Here is a 21989-nt window from a genome sequence, read left to right on the forward strand (position 1 = left end):
TGTTGATTTCCATAAGCTCTTGCGCAAATGTGAAGGCCAAGACGAAGCCGGCACGAGGTAGACAGCCGGCTCGATCCTCGAATACCCCATGATGCTCAGGTCCGCCGCATCTCCTGGGTCCGTGGGGTCGGCCGGCCGGCGCTGGCACATAGTGGCCTCCTCGTACCGCTGCCAAACGCCGACCGGCCCCCTTTGCCCGATATGACATCAGGAATCTGCGTCAAGCCCCGGAAGAAACGGGGCTTTTTGCGGCAGGTCCGCTTTTCTGGACTGTAACGGCTTCGGTTGCACCCTCGCGTGCTATTGCTTGACAACACCGCGACTTTTTCGCCGCCATATGCATAAGGGGAAGAAGAGGAGCCAGCCCCCTCCATTTCATACATATGGCGCGCAAGGGGCTTGCGGCAAGACCCGGCTGTTCCCGTAGAACCACGACCCAGGTTAACGGAAACGGGAGTGGCGAAATGCCGGAATTGTTGCCAGGTGGCCGAGTGCGTCGGGATCATGCGGTGGTGATCGCCGGAGGCGGTCCGACCGGGTTGATGCTGGCTGGCGAACTCGCATTGGCGGGCGTCGATGTGGCCGTTGTCGAGCGGCGGCCAAACCAGGAACTCGTCGGTTTGCGCGCGGGCGGCCTGCACGCACGCACCATCGAGGTGCTCGACCAGCGCGGAATTGCCGACCGGTTCCTCTCGCAGGGACAGACATCGCCGTCGGTGGGCTTCCACATGACCCGATTGGACATCAGCGACTTTCCCACGCGGCACAACTATCTGCTGGCGTTGCGGCAAAACCACATAGAGCGGATATTGGCCGACTGGATCAGCGAGTTCGGCGTGCCGATCTATCGCCGGCAGGACGTCACGGGCTTCGCACAGGATAATGGTGGCGTCGACATCGATCTGTCTGGCGGCCAGCGGTTGCGGACGCAGTATCTCGTCGGCTGCGACGGAGGACGCAGCATGATCCGCAAGGCCGCAGGGATCGCGTTCGATGGATGGGATCCGACGATGAGCTGGATAATCGCCGAGGTCGAGACGGCGGAGGAACCAGCATTGGGCTTTCGCAGTGACGCCCATGGTATCCATGCGATCGGCAAGATTGAGGAAGACGGCCGGGTGGGTATCGTGCTGACCGAGCGACAACTGACCATTGGTGGCGAACCGACACTGCGCGATCTCAGCGAGGCGCTTGTCGGTGTCTACGGCACCGATTACGGAGTCCACAGTCCGACCTGGATTTCCCGGTTCACCGACATGACGCGGCAGGCTGCCGCTTACCGCGACAGACGTGTTCTGCTGGCCGGTGACGCCGCGCATATCCATCCCCCAATGGGCGGACAGGGCCTCAATATCGGCGTGCAGGACGCGGTGAACCTGGGGTGGAAGCTAGCCCTGGTGGTCAAGCGGATGTCACTGGAAGGCCTGCTCGACAGCTACCATGCCGAACGCCATCCGGTCGCCGCCCGCGTGCTGCGCAACGCGATGGCGCAGGTCGCGCTTCGCCGGATGGATGCTCGCACCAAGGCCTTGAGCGACACATTCGCCGAACTGCTCGCCATGGATGGGCCACGCAAACGGATCGCCGCGGAGATGTCTGGCCTGGGTGTCCACTACGATCTCGGGGAGGGGCACGCGCTGCTTGGGCGACGAATACCCGACCTCGATCTCTCCACCGCTGATGGGCCGTTGCGACTGTTCACGTTGCTCCACGACGCGCGGCCGCTGCTCCTCAATTTCGGTGAGCCAGGCAGGCTGGACATGGCGCCTTGGGCCGACCGGATCCGGCAGATCGACGCATCGTATGCCGGTGCCTGGGAGCTTCCCGTACTCGGAACGGTCGCCGCACCCGACGCGGTCTTGATCCGGCCCGATGGATACGTGGCCTGGGTTGGCGTTGAGGATGGACAGGGATTGGCCGATGCGCTGACCAGATGGTTCGGACCGGATGCCGGAGCCGGGCGCCCCTCCGAACGCAGCGCGTCACCTTCCACAGGCTGATGGCCAGCTGTCTCCTGACAAGCAATTGACAGGAGGCTCCATCCGTGCAGAAATTGGTTGGACCATTGGACCACTTGGAGGAAATGTGGACCAGAACAGCCTGCCACCAATTCAGACGACGGCGCGTGACGACGCCGTGCTGAAGGCATTGGTGGGCTTCGTCCGCGCCGAGGCCTTGCGGCCTGGCGAGCGACTGCCGACCGAGCGCATTCTAGCCGAACGGCTCAAGGTCAGCCGCAACACGGTGCGCGAGGCGCTGACGCGGTGGGAAGGATTGGGCCTGGTCGAACGCCGGCAAGGCAGCGGCACGTTTCTCAAGGCGGCCGTCTCGCCCGACATGCTGCATTTGCCGCTGACGCTGGCGGGCGGCAATGACTTCACCAGCCTGATGCAGACGCTGGAAATACGCCGCGCGCTGGAGGCGGAAGCAGCGGCACTGTGCGCCGAGCGGGCAAGCCCGGCCGACATTGCCGAGATCGAGGGCAAGCTCGATATCATGGAGCAGGCGTTTCGCACCCTTGATGGCATGTCGTCGGAAGAGGACTGGGAATTCCACCAGGCGATCTACCGGGTCTCCGGCAATCCACTGTTCGAACAGATCATCGCGGCCATGCACGAACTGTTCCATCGCTTCTGGGAGCATCCGCTCGGTGTGCGCGATTTCGGCCATGCCAGCTTTCCCTATCACCGCACCATCTACGAACGTATCGCCGCGCGGGATCCGCAGGGCGCCCGCGACGAGGCGCTCAAGCTCATCGCCACCGTCGAGGACGACCTCAAGCGCGGTGCGGCCAAACTCAAACTTTCGGACCTGAAATGAACGGGCATCCAGACGGTTTCGACCACGATTATCTCGCCGAGGCGGCGACGCTTTTGGCGCATGACGAACCGTTTCCCGGCGGCGCCGTCGTGCCGCCGATCTACCAGACCTCGTTGTTCACTTTCGCCAATTATGCGGAAATGGCCGATACCTTTGCCGGCAAACGAAAGCAGCCGATCTATTCCCGCGGCGACAATCCGACGGTCATGGAGTTCGAGGCTCGTGTCGCCGCGCTCGAGGGTGCAGAGGCCGCACGCGGCTTCTCCAGCGGCATGGCGGCGATCAGCGCCACCGTGCTTGCCTTCGTCGGGGCGGGTGAGCGCATCGTTGCTGTACGCAACTGCTATGGCGATGCCTACCGGCTGTTCGAGCGGCTCCTGCCGCGGCTCAACATCAAGGTCGACTATGTCGACGGTTCCGACCCGGACGCGGTCGCGGCGGCGCTTCCCGGCGCCAAGCTGCTCTATCTGGAAAGCCCGACCTCGATGGTGTTCGAGCTCCAGGACCTGCCGCATCTGACCCGGCTGGCAAAAGAGCAGGGCATCGTCACCACCATCGACAATTCCTGGGCCACGCCGGTGTTCCAGAAGCCGATCTCGCACGGCGTCGACCTCGTGCTGCACTCGGCCTCGAAATATCTCGGCGGCCACAGCGACACGGTCGCCGGCGTGGTGGCTGGCTCGGCAGCGCATATCAAGCAGATCAACGAGCAGACCTATTCCTATCTCGGCGGCAAGCTGTCGCCGTTCGAGGCCTGGCTTTTGCTGCGCGGCCTGCGCACGCTGCCGCTGCGCCTGCCGCACCATATGAAGAGCGGGCTTGCCATCGCCGAGCGGCTGAAGGCGCATGGCGATGTCGAGCGGGTGAACCATCCGGCCTATTCGAACCATCCGGGCAAGGCGACGCTTGCCGGCTATGGCGGGTTGTTCTCGTTCGAGGTTACCGAGGACATCGACATTCCCGTCTTCGTCGACGCGCTGAAATATTTCCGCATCGGCGTCAGCTGGGGTGGGCATGAGAGCCTGGTCGTACCGGCCAAGGCGTCGCTGGAGCAGACGCCAGGACTGAATTCGATGGCGCGCTTCGGCGTCAGCCCCCGAACCATCCGCTTCAATGTCGGATTGGAAAGTGTCGAGGATCTCTGGGCGGATGTCGCCCAGGCCCTCGAAAAAGCCAGAAAATAACAAGCGGGTTCAAAATGGGAGTCTTGAACATGAAAAAACTGACCGTCATGCTTGCCACCGTCGCGGGGCTGGCGATTTCCGCCGGTGGCGCGCTCGCCGATTCAACCCTGAAAATGGTCGAGGTGATCACCAGTCCGCCCCGCACCGAATTCCTCAAGAAGCAGATCGCCGAGTTCGAGGCGGCCAATCCAGGCGTCAAGGTCGAACTGGTCTCGCTGCCCTGGGGCCAGGCTTTCGAGAAATTCCTGACCATGGTGCAGGCCGGCGACACGCCCGATGTGGTCGAGATGCCGGAACGCTGGATGGGGCTTTACGCCAACAATGCCCAGCTCGAGGATCTCGGCCCCTATATGACCAAGTGGGACGACGCCAAGACGCTCGGCGACCGCGCCAAACAGTTCGGCTCGACGGTCAACAACACCCAGTTCATGATCCCCTATGGCTACTATGTGAACGCGCTGTTCTGGAACAAGAAGCTGTTCAAGGAGGCTGGTCTTGACGGCCCGCCAGCGACGCTCGACGAGTTTGTCGCCGATTCCAAGAAGATCTCGGCCATTCCCGGAAAATACGGCTACTGCCTGCGCGGCGGGCCGGGCGCCTTCAACGGCATGCACATGTTCATGAACATCGCTCAGGGCAAGGGCGGCTATTTCAACGAGGACGGCACCTCGACCATCAATGAAGAGGGCTCGGTCAAGGGCCTGCAGATGCTGGCCGACATGTACAAGAATGGTCTCGCGCCGAAGGATTCCGTAAGCTGGGGCTTCAACGAAACCGTCACCGGTTTCTACTCCGGCACTTGCGCCATGCTCAATCAGGATCCGGACGCGCTTCTCGGCATCGCCGACAAGATGAGCGCCGACGACTTCGCCGTGGCGCCGCTGCCGGTCGGACCAAGCGGAAAGTCCTATCCGACGCTCGGCTATGCCGGCTGGGCGATGTTCGCCAACTCGCAGCACAAGGATGATGCCTGGAAGCTGATGGCGACGCTTCTGTCGCCGAAGGACAATCTGGAATGGGCCAAGGAAGTCGGCGTCGTGCCGATCCACAACGGTGCCGACCAGGATCCCCATTTCAAGACCGAGCAGTTCAAGGGCTGGTTCACGGAACTCAGCGACAGCTCCAAATATGAAATGGTGACGCCGCCGACGCATCTGGAAAACCTCGGCAATTTCGTCGACCAGGTCGCGATCAAGAACTTCCAGGAAGTGCTGCTCGGCCAGAAGACGGCCAAGGAGGTCGCCGACCAGTGGGCTGCCTTCCTGACCAAGGAACAGCAGGACTGGCTGGCGAAGAACAAGAAGTAGCTTTTCTTCCCTTCTCCCCGTGAACGGGGAGAAGGACGCTCATTGTCCATCCCGCCGCTCCAGGGAGCCATTTCTCAGCCAAATGACCTATGCCGTATCCGAAATTCGGTCCGAAGCGGCGCCGCGAAAAAAGCGGCTCTCCTACGCGACGATCGAGCCTTGGCTCTACCTCAGCCCGGCGATCATCCTGCTGGTCGTGGTGCTGCTCGTGCCGCTGGTCATCGGCATCAGCTATTCCTTCCGCAAATTTTCGGCCTTCAAGTCCGAGTATGTCGGGCTCGGGCAGTATCAGGCGATGCTGTCGGACCAGGTGCTGGGCCAGGCGCTGATCAACACGTTGTGGTGGACGGTGGCCAGCCTGTTCTTCCAGTTCTTCCTCGGCCTTGGCCTGGCACTGCTGCTCGACAGGCCTTTCTCAGGCCGCAAGGCGGTGCAGGCGCTGGTCTTCCTGCCCTGGGCGGTGCCCTCCTTCCTGTCGGGCCTGACTTGGGCCTGGCTGTTCAATCCGATCGTCGGTCCGCTGCCGCACTGGCTGTTCGCCTTGGGGCTGAAAGCCGAACCGACCAACGTTCTGTCCGATCCCTCCACCGCCATGTGGGGGCCGATCATCGCCAATGTCTGGTTCGGCATTCCGTTCTTCGCCATAACGCTGCTGGCGGCGCTGAAGTCTATACCCTCGGAACTGCATGAAGCGGCGGCGATCGACGGCGCTTCGCCGTGGCAACGTTTCACCAAGGTGACGCTGCCTTTCCTGGCCCCGACCATCGCCATCACGGTGATGTTGCGCACGATCTGGATCGCCACCTTCGCCGACCTGATCTTCGTCATGACCGAGGGCGGGCCGGCCGGGTCGACCAACACGGTGCCGGTCTACATCTATGTCAGCGCCTTCAAGTCGCTGGACAAAGGCTATGCCTCGGCTGTGGCCGTGCTGCTGCTGGTGCTGCTCATCGCCTACGCGATCGTGCTCATCGCCATCCGCCGCTCGCTGGTGAGGCACGTCTGATGATTGCCGGACGCTCAGCTTCACAGCGCTTCTTCGGTGGCATCGGCCTTTACGCCGCGATCGCCGCCTACGTCGTCTTCGCTCTGTTCCCGATCTACTGGACGCTGAAGATCTCGGTCACGCCGGAGCGGCTGCTCTATTCCGAAGGCATCACCTTCTGGCCGTCGCACATGACATTGCAGAATTTCGTGACCGTGCTCGAAGCCACCGATTTTCCGCGCTATTTCCTCAACAGCGTCATCGTCTCGGTGTCCACTGCGGCACTGGTCACGGTTATCGCCACGCTTGCCGGTTACGCCATGTCGCGTTTCACCTTTCGCGGCAAGGCCGCACTGGCTCTCATGTTGCTGCTGACCCAGACCTTTCCGCTGGTGATGGTCATTCCGCCTATCTACCGCGTGATGGGGCAGATCGGCCTGATCAACAGCCTGACCGGGCTGATCATCATCTACACCGCCTTCAACACCGCCTTCGCCACCTTCCTGATGCAGTCCTTCTTCGACGGCATCCCCAAGGACCTGGAGGAGGCGGCGATGATCGACGGCTGCGCGCGCGCGCAGGCGATGCGCAAGGTGATCGTGCCGCTGACGCTGCCCGGCATGGGCGCGACGCTGGGCTTCGTCTTTACCGCCGCCTGGAGCGAGCTGCTGTTCGCGCTGATGCTGATTTCCAGCGACGACCAGAAGACCTTCGCCGTCGGCCTGCTCACCTTCATCGGCAAGTTCGCCGTCGACTGGGGACAGATGATGGCGGCGTCGATCCTGGCGCTGATCCCGGTCTGCATCTTCTTCGCTTTCCTGCAACGCTATCTCGTCACCGGCCTTACCGCCGGCGCCGTCAAAGGATAGACCGATGGCCTCTGTCACGCTCGAAAAAGTCCGCAAGGATTACGGCGCCGTGCGCGTCCTCCACGCGGTCGATCTTGAAATCGCCGATGGCGAGTTCGTCGTGCTGGTCGGTCCGTCCGGCTGCGGCAAGTCCACGCTGTTGCGCATGATCGCCGGGCTCGAGGAAGCCTCGGGCGGCGAGATCCGTATCGGCGAACGGCTGGTCAACGATGTTGCGCCCAAGGACCGCGATATCGCCATGGTGTTCCAGTCCTATGCGCTCTATCCGCATATGGACGTCTCGAAGAACATGGGCTTCAGCCTGATGCTGCGAAAGGCCGAGAAGCCGGCGATCGATGCCCGCGTCGATGGTGCCGCCAAGCGGCTGGGGCTCGATACGTTCCTGCAACGCCTGCCCAGGCAATTGTCTGGTGGCCAGCGCCAGCGTGTCGCCATGGGCCGCGCCATCGTGCGCGATCCCAAGGTCTTTCTTTTCGACGAGCCGCTGTCGAACCTCGATGCCAAGCTGCGCGTTCATATGCGCGCCGAGATCAAGGCGCTGCACCAGCAGTTGAAGACCACTTCGGTCTACGTCACCCACGACCAGATCGAGGCCATGACCATGGCCGACCGCATCGTCGTCATGCATGACGGGCTGATCCAGCAGGTGGGGGCGCCGCTCGATCTCTATGACCGGCCGGCCAATATGTTCGTCGCCGGCTTCATTGGCTCGCCTGGGATGAATTTCCTGTCGGCGACGGTGGAGAAGGGCGGCAAGGTGGACGCCGTGTTGTCCGATGGCCAGAAGCTTCGGCTGCCGGACGGCCTGCCGCTCAGGGACGGTGACGTCATCACCGTCGGTCTGCGGCCCGAGCATATCCGGTTGGCTGATGACGGCGCGCTGCAAGGCGAAGTGGGAGTGGTGGAGCCGCTCGGCCTGTCGACGCAGTTCTACGTCAAGCTGGCCGGCCAGCAGCTTTGCGTCTTTGCGATGGGGCGCGCGGCCGTGAAGCCTGGCGACATGGTGCGCCTGTCGGCCGATCCGGCATCGCTGCATTTGTTCGACGGGAAGAGCGGCGACCGCATCGGCTAGAGCATGATGCCGAAAAGTGTGAAGCGGTTTTCGGACGACATCATGCTCTATCTCTTTGATTTAGAGACGGATTCAGAGTTCAGGTCGACTCGACCTGAAATCATCCGGCTCTAAGGCGCTGAGCCGGGCTGACGGACTTCAGCCGCCCGGGCCGAACGAAAACGCCGCCCGATGGGCGGCGTTTGGCATTCCAGAGGAAAAACCAGATTACTTGATCTTGGTTTCCTTGAATTCGACGTGCTTCTTGGCGACCGGGTCGTACTTGCGGAACGACAGCTTGTCGGTCTTGGTACGGCTGTTCTTGCTGGTGACGTAGAAGAAACCGGTGTCGGCGGTCGACAGAAGCTTGATCTTGATGTTTGCGGCTTTGGCCATGATCTCAGTCCGTTATGTTCGTGGGGTTTTGGCCGCTGGAGCACGGGAAAACACCCGGACGCGGGAAACTTGGCGCGACACATAAAGAACGTGCCTGGAAAGTCAAGCCCGGCTGGCCTGATGTGGCTCGCCCAAGCTGCCCAGAATGCATAAATCAGGCGGTTTCCGCCTCGGATACCGCACCCCTCTTCCAGTCTCCGGTCGTGTTCCACCAGCGATTCGGATTGGCACGGTCGTCCAGCCCCTTGGAGCGGCTGGCAAGGATCGGCTGGATGCGGATCACCGGCTCCTGATAGGAATGCGCCTGGAAAATCGCCTCGACGACGCGGGCCGCCAGCGCCTGGTCGTCGGGCAGTTCGAAGGAAACCTCGACCGTGCCCGGGCGGTGGCGCAATTCGGTCTCGGCGCCGGCCGCGGCCCCTTCAAGCGGCCTGTAGCGCTCGATGCCGTGTGCCGACTGATACGCGTTGCGGTCATACTTGCCCATGGCGAGCGGTGCGATCGCGACAACCGCGTCCATGATGCGGTCAACATCGGCAGCTGGAGCCTGGAAGGTTACAAGCAGCAGAAGCGTCATTCGCAGTGATGTGGTCTCAAAGCCGCTGTCGATCATGGCAGTGTCCTCAACTTCGGGTATCAGGGGACACTCTTTTAACCGGACGCTCCTGACACGGTTCTGTCAGCATCCGCCGCGGCGCGGCGGATAAGGGCACTCGACGGCGCAGTGTTACAGCAGGAGCTTGCGCACGAGCCTGAAGCAGACCAGGGCGATGTAGGCGCCGAAGAACAGGCCGAGTGACCAGCCGAATCCGGAAGGCCCGAAACTGTCCATTCCGATGCCGATCGCCTGCGGGCCAAGCACCATGCCGACGCCGTAGCAGAGCACGAAGGCGGCGTTGGCGGAGGCCAGTTCGTGGCCGGAGAGCTGCGAGCCGAGATGGGCGAGGCCGATCGTGTACATGGCGGCGACGACACCGCCCCAGACGAAGAGTAGCGCGGCCATCAAATGCCAGTTCGCGGCAAAGAACGGCATGAATATCGTGCCGACGAGGCCGACCGTGGCGCAGGCGAGCAAGAGATAACGCCGGTCGGAGACGCGGTCGCTGATCATGCCGATCGGAATCTGCAACAGCACATTGCCGAGGCCGATCATGGTCAGCAGCAGCGCCGCGTCGGCCTCGGAATAACCGATGCGGTTGCCGTAGACCGGGAACAGCGCGAAGCCGCCTGTCTCAACCGCGCCGAACACGAGCACGGCGAAAGTCGCGGTCGGCACCAGCCAGATATAACGCAGGAAGTGGCTGGTTTCGCTGTCGGCCACGATGGTCGGGCTTTCGTTGCGCGCAGCGAGCACCGGTATGGCAGCCAGCGTCACCAGGGCAATGATGACGCCGAACGGCCTGAAGCCGGAGCTGCCGAGATGGGCGAACAGCCACGGCCCGGCGGCAAAGCCGAGCGACAGGACGGTGGCATAGATGCCAAGCACAAGGCCGCGCCGGTGTGGCGGCGCCGACGTGCTGATCCAGAATTCCGACAGGATGAACAGCACGGTCAGCGCGATGTGCAGAACGACGCGCAGCGGAAACCACATCCAGAAATCGGGCGCGAAATGGAAACCGACGAAGGCGAGCGCGCCGGTGGCAATCATGGCGATCATGGTCCAGGCGACGCCGAAGCGCATGGCGAGCGGCGTGGCCAGCGGCGCCCCGGCGATCGAGGCCAGGCCGGCGACAGCCGTGTTCAGGCCGATCATCGAGGCCGAATGACCGCGTGTTTCCAGGATGACGCTGAGCAAGGGCATGCCGAGGCCAATGGCGATGCCGACGACGCTGATCGACGAAATCGCCGCCACCATCGGCAGCCAGTGTACGCGTTCGTCGCCCTGTGGTTGGGTATCGACCGTCATGGGATGCTGAATACTCTGTCTTTTTGATCTTGCGCAATTCCCGTGGGAAAACCGCGGCACAGTGTTCCTGGAATTGCTTAGAGAAGTTCGCGGGTGAAGTGGTTGCGGACAAGCCGGTAGAAAGGGACAGGTCCGCCCGGACGCAGCAGCGGATCGTCGGCGAGCCGCTTTTCCAGCTCGTCCAGGATCATTCGGGTGATGTCGGGTATGTCGGCCTGCTTGGCCTTGGCGAGCGGCAGCCAGACCAGTTCCTCCAATTCATTGGTCGGGCCGCCATCGGGCAGTTCGACGGCGACATCGCCACGCCAGGCGCTGAAGAAGCGGGTATCGAAGCGGCGTACCCGGTTCGGCGGCGTGATGGCGCGCGCGACGAAGCGCAATGCTTCCAGCGACGGTGCCACGCCATGTTCGACGAAACCCTGCCAATCGCGCCTGGTCGTGGCAAAGGCGCCTTTGCGGCCGATCAGCAGGCCGGCTTCCTCGTAGGTCTCGCGGACCGCCGACAAGGCAATGGCGCGGGCGCGGGCGCGGCTGGTGCGGCCGGGGCCGGCCGTCAGCTTGGCTTCTTCGTGCTGGTCAAGTGCCGTCGCTGTCGGTATGCGGCTGTCGGCAGGGTCGGTTCGGCCGCCGGGGAACACGAACTTGCCTGGCATGAAAGCGTGTGCGGCGTGGCGGCGCCCCATCAACACCAGGACGTCGCCGCCCTTGCGGTCGAGCAGGATGAGCGTCGCGGCGTCACGCGGACGCAGGCGCCCGCCGCCATGCGTGGCAAGACCCTTGTCGAGCTTGTCGGCATCCGCCTTGGTCAGTGCTTCCATGCGCAGGGACCTAGCGGAAACTTCTTGCATGCGAAAGTGGCCTTGACGATTGGCGTGTTGCGCCAGCGGCGCCTCAGGCGCCGTGGTGGGACTCCGTCCCATCCTTTTGGCCACCGAACCCGTGCATATAGAACGCCCATTGCAGTCCGATGACGGCACCCTTGACCGGTTGCAGCAGCGCGATGGAGAGCAGGATGGTCAAGGGCACCCATATTGCAATGTGCTGCCAGGTGGAGAGCGTCGAGGTCGCTTCCACGCCCATGAAGGCACCGAGAACGATATGGCCGACGATGACGATGACCAGGTAGGCCGGCAGATCGTCGGCGCGATGGTGATGGATCTCCTCGCCGCAGACGCTGCAGGTTTCGACAGTCTTGGTGAAGCCGCGGAACAGCTTGCCTTCGCCACAGTTCGGGCAGCGGCCCAAGAAGCCCCGCTTCATCGCCGTCCACAAGGGGCGGGCAACCCGGCCAGAGTGATGTTCGCCACCAAAAACTTGTTGTTCCATCATCGTCTCCTGCCGCGCGGCCCCGGTCGCGTTTGCGACGCACGGGCGCGGCCCTTAGCCTTGTGAAACGACCTGCTGGAGCCTGGCAGGGGCTTTGGGTCGGTCAACATTTCGAAGCGCATCGCGCCGGCCATTGGCGCCACCTCCACGAGCCGGACCTCGACGTGGTCCGCGAGCTGGTAGCCTTTGCCCGAGCGTTCTCCGAACAGGGAGCGGGCCATTTCATCGTATATATAGTAATCGCCGCCCAAAGTTGACACCGGGATGAAACCATCGGCGCCATATTGCGGCAATTGGACAAAAAGTCCTGATTTGGTGACGCCGGAGATGCGGGCGTCGAAGCGGTCGTCGATGCGCTCGGCGAGGTAGGCCGAGATCAGCCGGTCGACCGTGTCGCGCTCGGCAGCCATGGCGCGCCGCTCGGTGCCGGAGATCAGCACCGCAACATCTTCGAGGCGGGCCTCCTCATCCTGCGTCAGCCCGCCGGGGCCGAGACCGAGCGCGGCAATAAGTCCGCGATGCACGATCAGGTCGGCGTAGCGGCGGATCGGCGAGGTGAAATGAGCGTAACGGCTGAGGTTGAGGCCGAAATGGCCGATGTTCTTGGGTGAATATTCGGCCTGGCTCTGCGAGCGCAGCACCACTTCGTTGACCAGCGCCTCGTTGTCGGCGCCGCGCACACGCTCAAGAATGCCGTTGAACTGGCTGGGCCGCATCTGGGCGCCGCGTGCCAATGACAGGCTAAGCGTCTGCAGGAATTCGCGCAGCGATTCCTGCTTGGCCAGCGACGGCGCGTCATGGACGCGATAGACCAGCGCCTGCTTCTTGCCTTCCAGCGTTTCGGCCGCGGCGACATTGGCCTGGATCATGAACTCTTCGATCAACTTGTGGGCGTCGAGCCGCTCCGGCACGATGACGCGGTCGACCGTGCCATCCGGCTTGAGCAGGATCTTGCGCTCCGGCAGGTCGAGTTCCAGCGGCTGGCGGCCGTCGCGGCCGCGCTTGAGGATCGCATAGGCCTCCCACAGCGGCCTCAGCACAGTGTCGAGGATCGGGCCGGTCTTGTCGTCCGGAACACCGTCGATCGCGGCCTGGGCCTGGCTATAGGCCAGCTTGGCCGCCGACTTCATCATGACGCGGTGGAAGGAGTGCCTGATCTTTCTGCCCTCGGCGGAGAAAGTCATGCGCACCGCGAGTGCCGGGCGATCCTGACCCTCGCGCAGCGAACAGAGATCGTTGGAGATGCGCTCGGGCAGCATCGGCACGACGCGATCTGGGAAATAAACCGAATTGCCGCGCTTCAGCGCTTCGCGGTCGAGCGCCGTGCCATGGCGGACATAGGCCGCGACATCCGCGATGGCGACCGTGGCGATGACGCCGCCGGGGTTCTTCTCGTCGAGATCAGGGGTGGCGAAGACCGCGTCGTCATGGTCCTTGGCGTCGGCCGGATCGATGGTAACCAGCGGCAGGTCGCGCCAGTCCTCGCGATGGTCAAGCGTCGCGGGCTTCACCGCCTCGGATTCGGCAATGACGTCGGCCGGGAAAATGTGGGGAATGTCGTGCGCGTGGATGGCGATCATCGAAACCGCCTTTTCGCTGGTCAGCGAACCCAGCACATTCAGCACCTTGGCGCGGGGCAACCCAAAGCGGGAGGCTCGCGCTGGCTCGACTTCGACAAGATCGCCGTTTTTGGCGCCGTTCTGGAATTCCTTGTCGACGATCAGCTCGGGCTGGCGCCGTTCCACCGGCTCGATGCGGAAGCTGCCGTCCTGAAGCACGCGAAAGACGCCGAGGACAGCGTCCGTGCGCTTCTCGAAGATCTTGATCACCCGGCCGGTATAGGCAGGCCCTGACGGATCGTCGGTCGGGAAGGTTTTGGCCAGCACGCGGTCGCCGATGCCTGGCGCGGGACCGTTGCCGCTGCGCGAAACGCGGATCGAGACCACGGGAGGCTCGCCCGGACCGACTGCCTCGGCCGGGTGCGCCAGCAAGATGCCATCGCCGTCGCGGCCAAAGATGTCAAGCACGGCGACATGGGGTAGGGCGCCGACCCGGGCCAACCGCTTGCGCTCCTTGGTCAGAACGCCTTCGTCCTGCAGGTCGCGCAGGAGATCCTTCAGCCAGATGCGGTCGTCGCCGCGCAGCGCGAACGCCTTGGCGATGTCGCGCTTTCCGGCGCGATCTGGGTTTTCGGCGATATAGCGCAGGATTTCGTCGCGCGAGGGCCGATAATCGTCCTTGACCTTGGCCCGGGTGTCGGCGGTGCGGGGATCGCCGTGACTTCTTCCGGTGATCCTGCGCGCCACGCCGTTCTAACCTTTTTTCTTCGCGGCCGGCTTCTTGGCCGCTGTTTTCTTGGCGGCGGGGGCTTTGGTTGCCGCCGCCTTGCGGAACGGCTTCTTGCCACCGCCGCCCTTAGCTTCCTTTTCGGCGATCAGCGCCAGCGCATCCTCGATCGTCACCGATTGCGGATCCTTGCCCTTGGGCAGCGTGGCGTTGACCTTGCCGAAATTGACGTAGGGGCCGTACTTGCCGTCGCGCACGACGATCTTGCCGCCGCCATCCGGATGGTCGCCAAGCTCCTTCAGAGCCGCAGCCGTGCCACCATTGCGGCCACCCTTGCCCTTGGACTGCTTCTCGGCAATCACCGTGACGGCACGGTTGAGGCCAATGGAAAACACATCCTCGATGCTGTCGAGATTGGCGTAGGTGCCATCGTGCAGCACGAACGGCCCGTAACGGCCGAGGCCGGCCGAGATCATCTTGCCGGATTCGGGATGTTTGCCCACGTCGCGCGGCAGCCCCAGCAAGGCCAGCGCCTTCTCATGGTCGATGGAATCAGGCGTCCAGCCCTTGGGCAGGCTCGAACGCTTTGCCTCCTTGCCGTCGCCGCGCTGGATATACGGACCGAAGCGGCCGGAGCGCAGCGTGATTTCCTCGGCCGTATAAGGATCCTTGCCCAGCACCTTGGTACCGTCCTCGCCGCCGCCATTCTCGCCATTGGGATTGGCGGCGTCGCCGAGCTGGCGGGTGAAGGAGCATTCGGGATAATTCGAGCAGCCGACGAAAGCGCCGAACTTGCCGAGCTTCAGCGACAGATTACCGGTGCCGCATTTCGGGCAGATGCGCGGGTTGGAACCGTCCTCGCGGGCGGGAAATACCAGCGGCGCCAGTTCCTCGTTCAGCGCATCGAGCACATCGGTGACGCGCAGCTCCTTGATGTCGGCGACGGCGCCCGAAAAATCCTTCCAGAAATCGCGCAGCACGTCCTTCCAGGCGAGCTTGCCGTCGGAGATCTCGTCGAGCTTTTCTTCCAGCGATGCGGTGAAGTCATACTCTACATAGCGCTCGAAGAAGCTTTCCAGGAAGGCCGACAGCAGGCGGCCCTTGGCCTGCGGCACCAGCCGGCGCTTGTCGATGGTGACGTAGTCTCGGTCCTCGAGCGTCTTCAGGATCGCGGTGTAGGTCGAGGGGCGGCCGATGCCGAGTTCTTCCAGCTTCTTGATCAGCGACGCCTCGGAATAGCGCGGCGGCGGCTCGGTCGTGTGCTGGGTGGCATTGATCGCGCGGCGGGCAAGCTGCTCGCCGGAGCGGATCTCCGGCAGACGGCGGTTTTCCTCGTCTTCGGCGTCGTCCTCCTTCTGATCGGTGTAGGCGGCGATGAAGCCGTCGAAGCGAACGACCGAGCCGACAGCGCGAAGTTCCGCGGTGCGGGCGCCATTCAGCGCCTCGATCTCGACAGTGGTGCGTTCGATCTCGGCCGACTGCATCTGGCTTGCGATGGCGCGCTTCCAGATCAGTTCATAAAGCCGCATCTGGTCGGAATCGAGATATTGCCTGACCGACGCCGGGGTGCGCATGAAATCCGTCGGCCGGATGGCCTCGTGCGCTTCCTGCGCGTTCTTGGCCTTGGCGGTGTATTGGCGCGGCTTCTCCGGCAGGTATTTCGGGCCGAATTCCTTGGCGATGGCATCGCGCGCGGCGTCGATCGCCTCGGGGGCCATCTGCACGCCGTCGGTTCGCATATAGGTGATCAGGCCAGTGGTTTCGCCGCCGATCTCCATGCCCTCATAGAGCCGCTGGGCCACCTGCATGGTGCGCGTGGCCGAGAAGCCGAGGCCCGATGAGGCAGCCTGCTGCAATGTCGAGGTGGTGAAGGGCGGACCGGGGTTGCGCTTGGTCGGCTTGGCTTCGACGGACAGCGCCTTGAAGGTGGCGCCCTCGAGCATCGCCTTGATGTCGTCGGCCTGTGCCTTGTTGGCAATGTCGAGCTTTTGCAGCTTCTTGCGCTCGAAAGCGGTGAGGCGGGCTTCGAAGGTCTCGTTGCGCGGCGTGCCGAGGAGAGCTGATATCTGCCAGTATTCCTCGCGGATGAAGCGCTCGATCTCGGATTCGCGGTCGCAGACCAGGCGCAGCGCTACCGACTGGACGCGGCCGGCGGAGCGGGCGCCCGGCAATTTGCGCCACAGGACAGGCGACAGGGTGAAGCCGACGAGATAGTCGAGCGCGCGGCGGGCCAGATAAGCGTCGACCAGCGGCGCATCGATCTGGCGCGGATTGGCCATCGCCTCCAGCACCGACGATTTGGTGATGGCGTTGAAGACGACGCGGCTGACCGGCTTGTCCTTCAGCGCGCGCTTCTGCTTGAGCACTTCCAGAACGTGCCAGGAGATGGCTTCACCTTCACGATCCGGGTCGGTGGCGAGGATCAGGCCGTCGGCGTCCTTGACTGCCTTGGCGATGTCGGCGAGCCGCTTGCCAGAGGCGGTGTCGACCGCCCAGGACATGGCAAAATCCTCATCCGGGCGCACCGAGCCATCCTTGGCCGGCAAATCGCGGACATGGCCGAACGAGGCCAGAACCTTGTAGTTCCTGCCCAGATATTTGTTGATTGTTTTTGCCTTGGCCGGCGATTCGACGACGACGACGTCCATGAGGTCTCATATCAGCTGTGATGCGGCAGAAGAATTCCGCTGCGCGCGACGAAATCTCGGTTCTGTTCGTCGCTCACATGGCCGCGCTTTTGCATCCGGTCAAGGGCAAGCGCCCAAATTGCGGGGCCGCCGACAGCAATACACTCTAAGAGTGTATGGAGAACATCACATATTTTAGAATGAGTGGGCGCAAGCCTCGGAAGATTGGGAGAGGTTCAATTTGTTGCTGGTCCAATCGGCCTGGAATGGGTCAAGTCGAGTCCGTGACGGCCCGGCCGCCGGACTTGGAGGGATGCCCGGCGGCCGGTGAGAAGTCCCGTTTGGCGGAACTCCCGATGGGGAAATCAGTCCGCCTTGACGACGTGCCAGACGCCGGCGACGCCATCACCGGTCACGTCGCCGGCCTTCTTGTCCTTGATGAAGGTGTAAACCGGCTTGCCGTCATAGGCCCACATCTTGGTGCCGTCGGTACGGTCGATGACGCTCCATTCATCGTCCGCCTTGGCGCCGGCCTTGGCCTTCAGCGGCGGCCAGTTGGTGGCGCACTTGTCGTAGCAGTTGGTCTTGCCCTTCTCGTCCTTGTCATAGGTATAGAGCGTCATGCCATTGGCGTCGGTGTAGATCTTGGTGCCATTGACCTCGGCTTCCTTCCACGCTTCGGCGGCAAAGGATGCGGCGGTGCTGAGCAGGAGCGCGGCCAGCGCCGCGGTTATCGTTTTCATGGAAATCTCCGTGGCTGATATTCGAAGGCGCGCGACAAATCGCGGCCTCGTCGTGTCAACGCCTTGCGCCGATGCTTTCTTCCCCGCCCGCGATGACTTGCCACACGATGGTGATTGGCGGACGAACCGCCGTGCCGCTATATCGTCGCCAAACAGTCGGAGTTTTGGAATGGCATTGGATATCGGCTATGTCAGCGCGGTCGGGGCGGGGGCCATCTCCTTCCTGTCGCCATGCGTGCTGCCGCTGGTGCCGCCTTATCTCTGCTACATGGCCGGCGTCTCCGTCGACGATTTCCGCGGCAACGCGGGTGCGACGGCACGCGAGGGCGCGCGCGGCGCGCTGCTCTATTCCTCGATCGCCTTCGTGCTCGGTTTTTCCACCGTGTTCGTCGCGCTGGGCGCCGGCGCGTCGACCATCGGCCGGCTGCTGCGCGTCTGGCAGGAGCCGCTGGCGATGGGCGCCGGCGTGCTGATCATCCTGATGGGCCTGAACTTTTTGGGCATCCTGCGCATCCCGCTCCTGTCACGCGAGGCGCGCTTCCAGTCGCAGGGCAAGCCAGCCAGTGCCGTCGCCGCCTATGTCATGGGCCTTGCCTTCGCCTTCGGCTGGACGCCCTGCATCGGCCCGGTGCTGGGGCCGATCCTGACGCTGGCCGGTGGCCGCGAGACGGTCGGCGAGGGGGCCCTTCTGCTCGCCGCCTATTCGCTCGGCCTCGGTATCCCGTTCCTGATCGCGGCGCTGTTCTCCGGCGCTTTCATGCGCTTCCTCGGCAAATTCCGCGTCCATCTCGGCCGCGTCGAAAAGGCGATCGGCGCGCTGCTGGTGGTCGCCGGCGTGTTTTTCCTCACCGGTGGCGTGCAGACGGTGTCCTACTGGCTGCTGGAGAATTTTCCGGTGCTGGGGCGGCTGGGCTGACGCTTGTCAACTTGGGGTGAGGCAAGGGATTGAACTGTGGACCCGCTGATTAAGAGTCAGCTGCTCTGCCATCTCACCGGAATTTAACCGCATTGGTGCAGCATGGCGCCACTGCTATCCTGTATCGATTCCCAACCCTTTCATACGGTTGCCCGTCCATGAGCCAGAGATCCTGCCTGTCCGTCATCCTCGCAGCCGGCGAAGGCACGCGCATGAAGAGCGCGCAGCCGAAGGTGCTGCATCAGATCGCCGGGTTGCCGATGGTGGCCCATGTGGTCAAGGCGGCCGAAGCCGCGGGTGCGAGCGGGCTGGCGCTGGTGATTGGCCATGGCGCCGACGAGATGCGCAAGGCGGCGGCGAAGTTTGCACCGAAGGCGGAAACCTTCGAGCAGGAAAAGCGCTTGGGTACGGCGCATGCCGTTATCGCTGCCCGCGCAGCAATATCAAAGGGTTATGACGACGTCCTTGTGATGTTTGGCGACACGCCACTGATCGATGCGGATGCGCTCACGCTGGCGCGGCGGAGATTGGCGGAAGGTGCTGCCGTCGTGGTGATCGGATTCCGCCCACCCAATCCGACCGGCTATGGCCGGTTGATCGAAAAGGATGGCAAGCTCACAGCTATCCGCGAGGAAAAAGACTGCTCCGAAGAGGAGAAGAAAATCGGCTTCTGCAATGCCGGCATGATGGCGGTGGCCGGCGCGCACGCGATGAAACTGCTCGACGCGGTCGGCAACGAGAATGCCAAGGGCGAGTATTATCTGACCGATATCGTCGAGATCGCCAGTGCACAAAATCTCGATGTCGTTGCCACCGAAGCCAGCTTCGAAAGCGCGCTCGGCATCAACAATCGCGCCGAATTGGCGCAAGCCGAAGCCATCTGGCAACAGCGCCGGCGCCATGACGCGATGCTGTCGGGCGTGACTCTGATCGCCCCGGAAACCGTGTTTTTCTCGCACGACACCGAAATTGGCGCCGACACCATCGTCGAACCCAACGTCTGGTTTGGTCCGGGCGTGAGGATCGCCAGCGGCGCCAAAATCCACGCCTTCAGCCACGTCGAGGGCGCCACCATCGCTTCCAATTGCGATGTCGGGCCGTTCGCCCGGCTCCGGCCAGGCGCCGATCTCAGGAACAAGGCCAAGGTCGGCAATTTCTGCGAGGTCAAGCAAGCCGTTATCGAGGACGGCGCCAAGGTCAACCATTTGACCTATATTGGCGACGCGCGTGTCGGCGCGGGCGCCAATATCGGGGCGGGCACCATCACCTGCAACTACGACGGCTACTCAAAGTTCTTCACGGACATCGGCGAGGGTGCCTTCATCGGCTCCAATTCCTCGCTCGTGGCGCCGGTCACCATCGGCAATGGCGGCTATATCGCCTCGGGCAGTGTCATCACCGAAAGCGTGCCCGACGATGCGCTGGCCTTCGGCCGGGCTCGCCAGAAGACGATCCCCGGCAAGGGCAAGGAATTGCGCGAACGCTTTGCTTCCGCGGCGGCCGCGAAGAAGAAAGCGGCTGGCGCCGACCACTAGCGATTGGTCGACGGTCTGCTTTCTCGCCGAAGCAATCGAAAAAGCCGAACGATTGCCGTAACCGGATTGCAAGAGCGGGCTGTCATGGTGCATGCCTGCTGAAGCGTCCGTTACAGCGGACGAAATGCAATGTGACTTTCGCGGCAGGCCGGCCACGCCTAAATATCGCTGGTTTTCCGTGGGCAATCGGGGACTGTCTGCATGTGCGGTATCGTTGGAATCGTCGGCCACTCGCAGGTTGCGCCGCTCATCGTCGACGCACTGAAGCGGCTCGAATATCGCGGCTATGATTCCGCCGGCGTCGCCACCATTGAGAAGGGCGAGCTGGGCCGCCGCCGTGCCGAGGGCAAGCTGGTCAACCTCGAACGCCGGCTCAAGGATGAGCCGCTCGACGGCAGGATCGGTATCGGCCATACGCGCTGGGCAACCCACGGCGTGCCCAACGAGACCAATGCGCACCCGCATTTTTCGGACGGCGTCGCCATCGTCCACAACGGCATCATCGAGAATTTCGCCGAACTGCGCGAGGAGCTGATCCGCGACGGCTATTCCTTCTCGTCGCAGACCGACACCGAGGTCGTGGCACACCTGGTGGCGCGCGAACTCGCCAGGGGGCTAAAGCCGGTCGAAGCCGCGCATAAGGCGCTGAAGCGGCTGGAAGGCGCCTTTGCGCTAGCCATCATGTTCAAGGGTGACGAGGACCTGATCGTCGGCGCGCGCAATGGCCCGCCTTTGGCCGTTGGCCATGGCGACGGCGAGATGTTTTTGGGGTCCGACGCCATCGCGCTCGCTCCGTTCACCAATTCGATCACCTATCTCGAGGACGGCGACTGGGCGGTGGTGCGTCGCGACGGCGTCGCCATCTTCGACATCGACGGCAAAAAAGTCGACCGCAAGCGCCAGCAGTCGCTCTCGACCAGCTTCATGGTCGACAAGGGCAACCGCCGCCATTTCATGGAGAAGGAGATCCATGAGCAGCCCGAGGTGATCTCGCACACGCTGGCTCATTATGTGGATTTCGTCTCCGGCGTCTCCAAGCCGCTCGATCTGCCATTCGACTTTGCCAAGATCGGCCGGCTGGCGATCTCCGCCTGTGGCACCGCCTATCTCGCCGGCCTGATCGGCAAATACTGGTTCGAGCGCTATGCGCGGCTCCCGGTCGATATCGATGTCGCGTCGGAATTCCGTTATCGCGAGATGCCGTTGTCGGCCAACGACGCCGCCTTCTTCATCTCGCAATCGGGCGAGACCGCCGATACACTGGCCTCGTTGCGCTATTGCCGCAAGGCCGGGATGAAGATCGGCGCCGTCGTCAACGTGCGGGAATCGACCATGGCGCGCGAATCCGACGTCGTGCTGCCGACGCTGGCCGGGCCAGAGATTGGCGTCGCTTCGACCAAGGCTTTCACCTGCCAGCTGTCCGTGCTCGCGTCGCTTGCCGTGCGCGCTGGCGTGGCGCGCGGAGCGATCTCGAATGAGCAAGAGAAAACGCTGGTGCGAGCGCTTTCGGAAGCGCCGCGCTATGCCAACCAGGTGCTGAAGCTCGAAGAGCAGATCGAACGGATCGCGCGGGAACTGTCGCGTTACAAGGACGTGCTCTATCTCGGACGGGACACCAATTTCCCGCTCGCCATGGAAGGCGCGCTGAAGCTCAAGGAGATTTCCTACATCCACGCCGAAGGCTATGCCGCCGGCGAGCTGAAGCATGGGCCGATCGCGCTGATCGACGAGAACATGCCGGTGATCGTGATCGCGCCGCACGACCGCATCTTCGAAAAGACCGTGTCCAACATGCAGGAAGTGGCGGCGCGTGGCGGCAAGATCATCCTGATCACCGACGCCAAGGGCGCGGCACAGGTGAGCCTGAAGACGATGGAGACGATCGTGCTTCCGGATGTGCCGGAAATCATCTCGCCCATCATTTATGCGCTACCGATCCAGATGCTCGCCTACTTCGCTGCCGTGTTCATGGGCACCGACGTCGACCAGCCGCGCAATCTGGCGAAGTCGGTGACGGTGGAATAGAGGCGCTTGTAAA

General features: G+C 63.1%; 18 protein-coding genes. 10 read left to right on the top strand and 8 right to left on the bottom strand.

The window, feature by feature from the left end:
* Positions 1-464: 464 nt before the first annotated feature.
* The 7 genes from FJ543_RS02900 to ugpC all read left to right on the top strand — a co-directional run bounded on the left by FJ543_RS02900 (position 465) and on the right by ugpC (position 8237).
* Complete coding sequence (locus FJ543_RS02900) at positions 465-2000, top strand: FAD-dependent monooxygenase (protein ID WP_181173928.1); 1536 nt, start codon at positions 465-467, stop codon at positions 1998-2000.
* Between the two features lie 85 nt (positions 2001-2085).
* Positions 2086-2820 (top strand): FadR/GntR family transcriptional regulator, encoded by a 735-nt coding sequence (locus FJ543_RS02905; RefSeq protein ID WP_140661178.1) that lies wholly within the window; start codon positions 2086-2088, stop codon positions 2818-2820.
* Complete coding sequence (locus tag FJ543_RS02910; RefSeq protein WP_140716774.1) at positions 2817-4004, top strand: PLP-dependent transferase; 1188 nt, start codon at positions 2817-2819, stop codon at positions 4002-4004. The genes FJ543_RS02905 and FJ543_RS02910 overlap by 4 nt, the downstream gene beginning before the upstream one ends.
* 29 nt (positions 4005-4033) lie before the next feature.
* Positions 4034-5311, top strand: coding sequence for a sugar ABC transporter substrate-binding protein (locus FJ543_RS02915; RefSeq protein ID WP_140873696.1), 1278 nt, complete (start codon positions 4034-4036; stop codon positions 5309-5311).
* An 82-nt stretch (positions 5312-5393) separates the two neighbouring features.
* Positions 5394-6317 (top strand): sugar ABC transporter permease, encoded by a 924-nt coding sequence (locus FJ543_RS02920; protein WP_140873698.1) that lies wholly within the window; start codon positions 5394-5396, stop codon positions 6315-6317.
* Positions 6317-7165 (top strand): carbohydrate ABC transporter permease, encoded by an 849-nt coding sequence (locus FJ543_RS02925; RefSeq protein WP_140873700.1) that lies wholly within the window; start codon positions 6317-6319, stop codon positions 7163-7165. Before FJ543_RS02920 ends, FJ543_RS02925 begins: the two co-directional genes overlap by 1 nt.
* A 4-nt stretch (positions 7166-7169) precedes the next feature.
* Entirely contained in the window at positions 7170-8237 is a 1068-nt protein-coding gene (gene ugpC, locus FJ543_RS02930) for a sn-glycerol-3-phosphate ABC transporter ATP-binding protein UgpC (protein ID WP_140873702.1), read from the top strand.
* A gap of 207 nt (positions 8238-8444) precedes the next feature.
* Here ugpC and rpmG read toward each other — a convergent pair whose 3' ends face one another.
* From rpmG to FJ543_RS02970, 8 genes are all read right to left on the bottom strand, one after another.
* The gene (gene rpmG, locus FJ543_RS02935) at positions 8445-8612 is read right to left on the bottom strand and encodes a 50S ribosomal protein L33 (RefSeq protein WP_006201775.1); all 168 of its coding nucleotides are present in this window, start codon (positions 8610-8612) and stop codon (positions 8445-8447) included.
* 154 nt (positions 8613-8766) lie between these two features.
* Positions 8767-9225 (bottom strand): hypothetical protein, encoded by a 459-nt coding sequence (locus FJ543_RS02940; RefSeq protein ID WP_140873704.1) that lies wholly within the window; start codon positions 9223-9225, stop codon positions 8767-8769.
* A gap of 114 nt (positions 9226-9339) precedes the next feature.
* The gene (locus FJ543_RS02945; RefSeq protein ID WP_140616205.1) at positions 9340-10518 is read right to left on the bottom strand and encodes an MFS transporter; all 1179 of its coding nucleotides are present in this window, start codon (positions 10516-10518) and stop codon (positions 9340-9342) included.
* Between the two features lie 77 nt (positions 10519-10595).
* Positions 10596-11336 carry an NUDIX hydrolase gene (locus FJ543_RS02950; RefSeq protein WP_015317633.1) on the bottom strand — a complete coding sequence of 247 codons (741 nt, stop codon included), beginning with the start codon at positions 11334-11336 and terminating at the stop codon, positions 10596-10598.
* A gap of 73 nt (positions 11337-11409) precedes the next feature.
* The gene (locus FJ543_RS02955) at positions 11410-11844 is read right to left on the bottom strand and encodes a DUF983 domain-containing protein (protein ID WP_015317634.1); all 435 of its coding nucleotides are present in this window, start codon (positions 11842-11844) and stop codon (positions 11410-11412) included.
* A complete protein-coding gene (rnr, locus tag FJ543_RS02960; RefSeq protein WP_140873706.1) occupies positions 11844-14150 on the bottom strand; it encodes a ribonuclease R in 2307 nt (768 codons plus the stop codon). The genes FJ543_RS02955 and rnr overlap by 1 nt, the downstream gene beginning before the upstream one ends.
* A 6-nt stretch (positions 14151-14156) precedes the next feature.
* Positions 14157-16778: a type I DNA topoisomerase gene (gene topA / locus FJ543_RS02965; RefSeq protein ID WP_015317636.1), complete on the bottom strand. Its 2622-nt coding sequence runs from the start codon at positions 16776-16778 to the stop codon at positions 14157-14159.
* A 344-nt stretch (positions 16779-17122) separates the two neighbouring features.
* Positions 17123-17500 carry a hypothetical protein gene (locus tag FJ543_RS02970; RefSeq protein WP_140873708.1) on the bottom strand — a complete coding sequence of 126 codons (378 nt, stop codon included), beginning with the start codon at positions 17498-17500 and terminating at the stop codon, positions 17123-17125.
* 169 nt (positions 17501-17669) lie between these two features.
* Here FJ543_RS02970 and FJ543_RS02975 point away from each other — a divergent pair, with 169 nt between their 5' ends.
* The 3 genes from FJ543_RS02975 (at position 17670) to glmS (ending at position 21976) form a co-directional block, all read left to right on the top strand.
* Positions 17670-18416, top strand: coding sequence for a cytochrome c biogenesis CcdA family protein (locus tag FJ543_RS02975; protein ID WP_015317638.1), 747 nt, complete (start codon positions 17670-17672; stop codon positions 18414-18416).
* 158 nt (positions 18417-18574) lie between these two features.
* Positions 18575-19951 carry a bifunctional UDP-N-acetylglucosamine diphosphorylase/glucosamine-1-phosphate N-acetyltransferase GlmU gene (gene glmU / locus FJ543_RS02980; RefSeq protein ID WP_140873710.1) on the top strand — a complete coding sequence of 459 codons (1377 nt, stop codon included), beginning with the start codon at positions 18575-18577 and terminating at the stop codon, positions 19949-19951.
* 201 nt (positions 19952-20152) lie between these two features.
* Positions 20153-21976, top strand: a complete 1824-nt coding sequence (glmS, locus tag FJ543_RS02985; protein WP_140793154.1) for a glutamine--fructose-6-phosphate transaminase (isomerizing) — start codon at positions 20153-20155, stop codon at positions 21974-21976.
* The last annotated feature ends 13 nt before the right edge of the window (positions 21977-21989 follow it).

Source organism: Mesorhizobium sp. B2-5-7, from assembly GCF_006440875.1.
Lineage (GTDB): Bacteria > Pseudomonadota > Alphaproteobacteria > Rhizobiales > Rhizobiaceae > Mesorhizobium > Mesorhizobium australicum.

Coding starts and splice junctions, on each gene's coding strand:
- FJ543_RS02900 (WP_181173928.1), top strand. CDS start 465: ATGCCGGAATTGTTGCCAGGTGGCCGAGTGCGTCGGGATCATGCGGTG.
- FJ543_RS02910 (WP_140716774.1), top strand. CDS start 2,817: ATGAACGGGCATCCAGACGGTTTCGACCACGATTATCTCGCCGAGGCG.
- FJ543_RS02915 (WP_140873696.1), top strand. CDS start 4,034: ATGAAAAAACTGACCGTCATGCTTGCCACCGTCGCGGGGCTGGCGATT.
- FJ543_RS02920 (WP_140873698.1), top strand. CDS start 5,394: ATGACCTATGCCGTATCCGAAATTCGGTCCGAAGCGGCGCCGCGAAAA.
- FJ543_RS02925 (WP_140873700.1), top strand. CDS start 6,317: ATGATTGCCGGACGCTCAGCTTCACAGCGCTTCTTCGGTGGCATCGGC.
- ugpC (WP_140873702.1), top strand. CDS start 7,170: ATGGCCTCTGTCACGCTCGAAAAAGTCCGCAAGGATTACGGCGCCGTG.
- rpmG (WP_006201775.1), bottom strand. CDS start 8,612: ATGGCCAAAGCCGCAAACATCAAGATCAAGCTTCTGTCGACCGCCGAC.
- FJ543_RS02940 (WP_140873704.1), bottom strand. CDS start 9,225: ATGATCGACAGCGGCTTTGAGACCACATCACTGCGAATGACGCTTCTG.
- FJ543_RS02945 (WP_140616205.1), bottom strand. CDS start 10,518: ATGACGGTCGATACCCAACCACAGGGCGACGAACGCGTACACTGGCTG.
- FJ543_RS02950 (WP_015317633.1), bottom strand. CDS start 11,336: ATGGAAGCACTGACCAAGGCGGATGCCGACAAGCTCGACAAGGGTCTT.
- FJ543_RS02955 (WP_015317634.1), bottom strand. CDS start 11,844: ATGGAACAACAAGTTTTTGGTGGCGAACATCACTCTGGCCGGGTTGCC.
- topA (WP_015317636.1), bottom strand. CDS start 16,778: ATGGACGTCGTCGTCGTCGAATCGCCGGCCAAGGCAAAAACAATCAAC.
- FJ543_RS02970 (WP_140873708.1), bottom strand. CDS start 17,500: ATGAAAACGATAACCGCGGCGCTGGCCGCGCTCCTGCTCAGCACCGCC.
- FJ543_RS02975 (WP_015317638.1), top strand. CDS start 17,670: ATGGCATTGGATATCGGCTATGTCAGCGCGGTCGGGGCGGGGGCCATC.
- glmU (WP_140873710.1), top strand. CDS start 18,575: ATGAGCCAGAGATCCTGCCTGTCCGTCATCCTCGCAGCCGGCGAAGGC.
- glmS (WP_140793154.1), top strand. CDS start 20,153: ATGTGCGGTATCGTTGGAATCGTCGGCCACTCGCAGGTTGCGCCGCTC.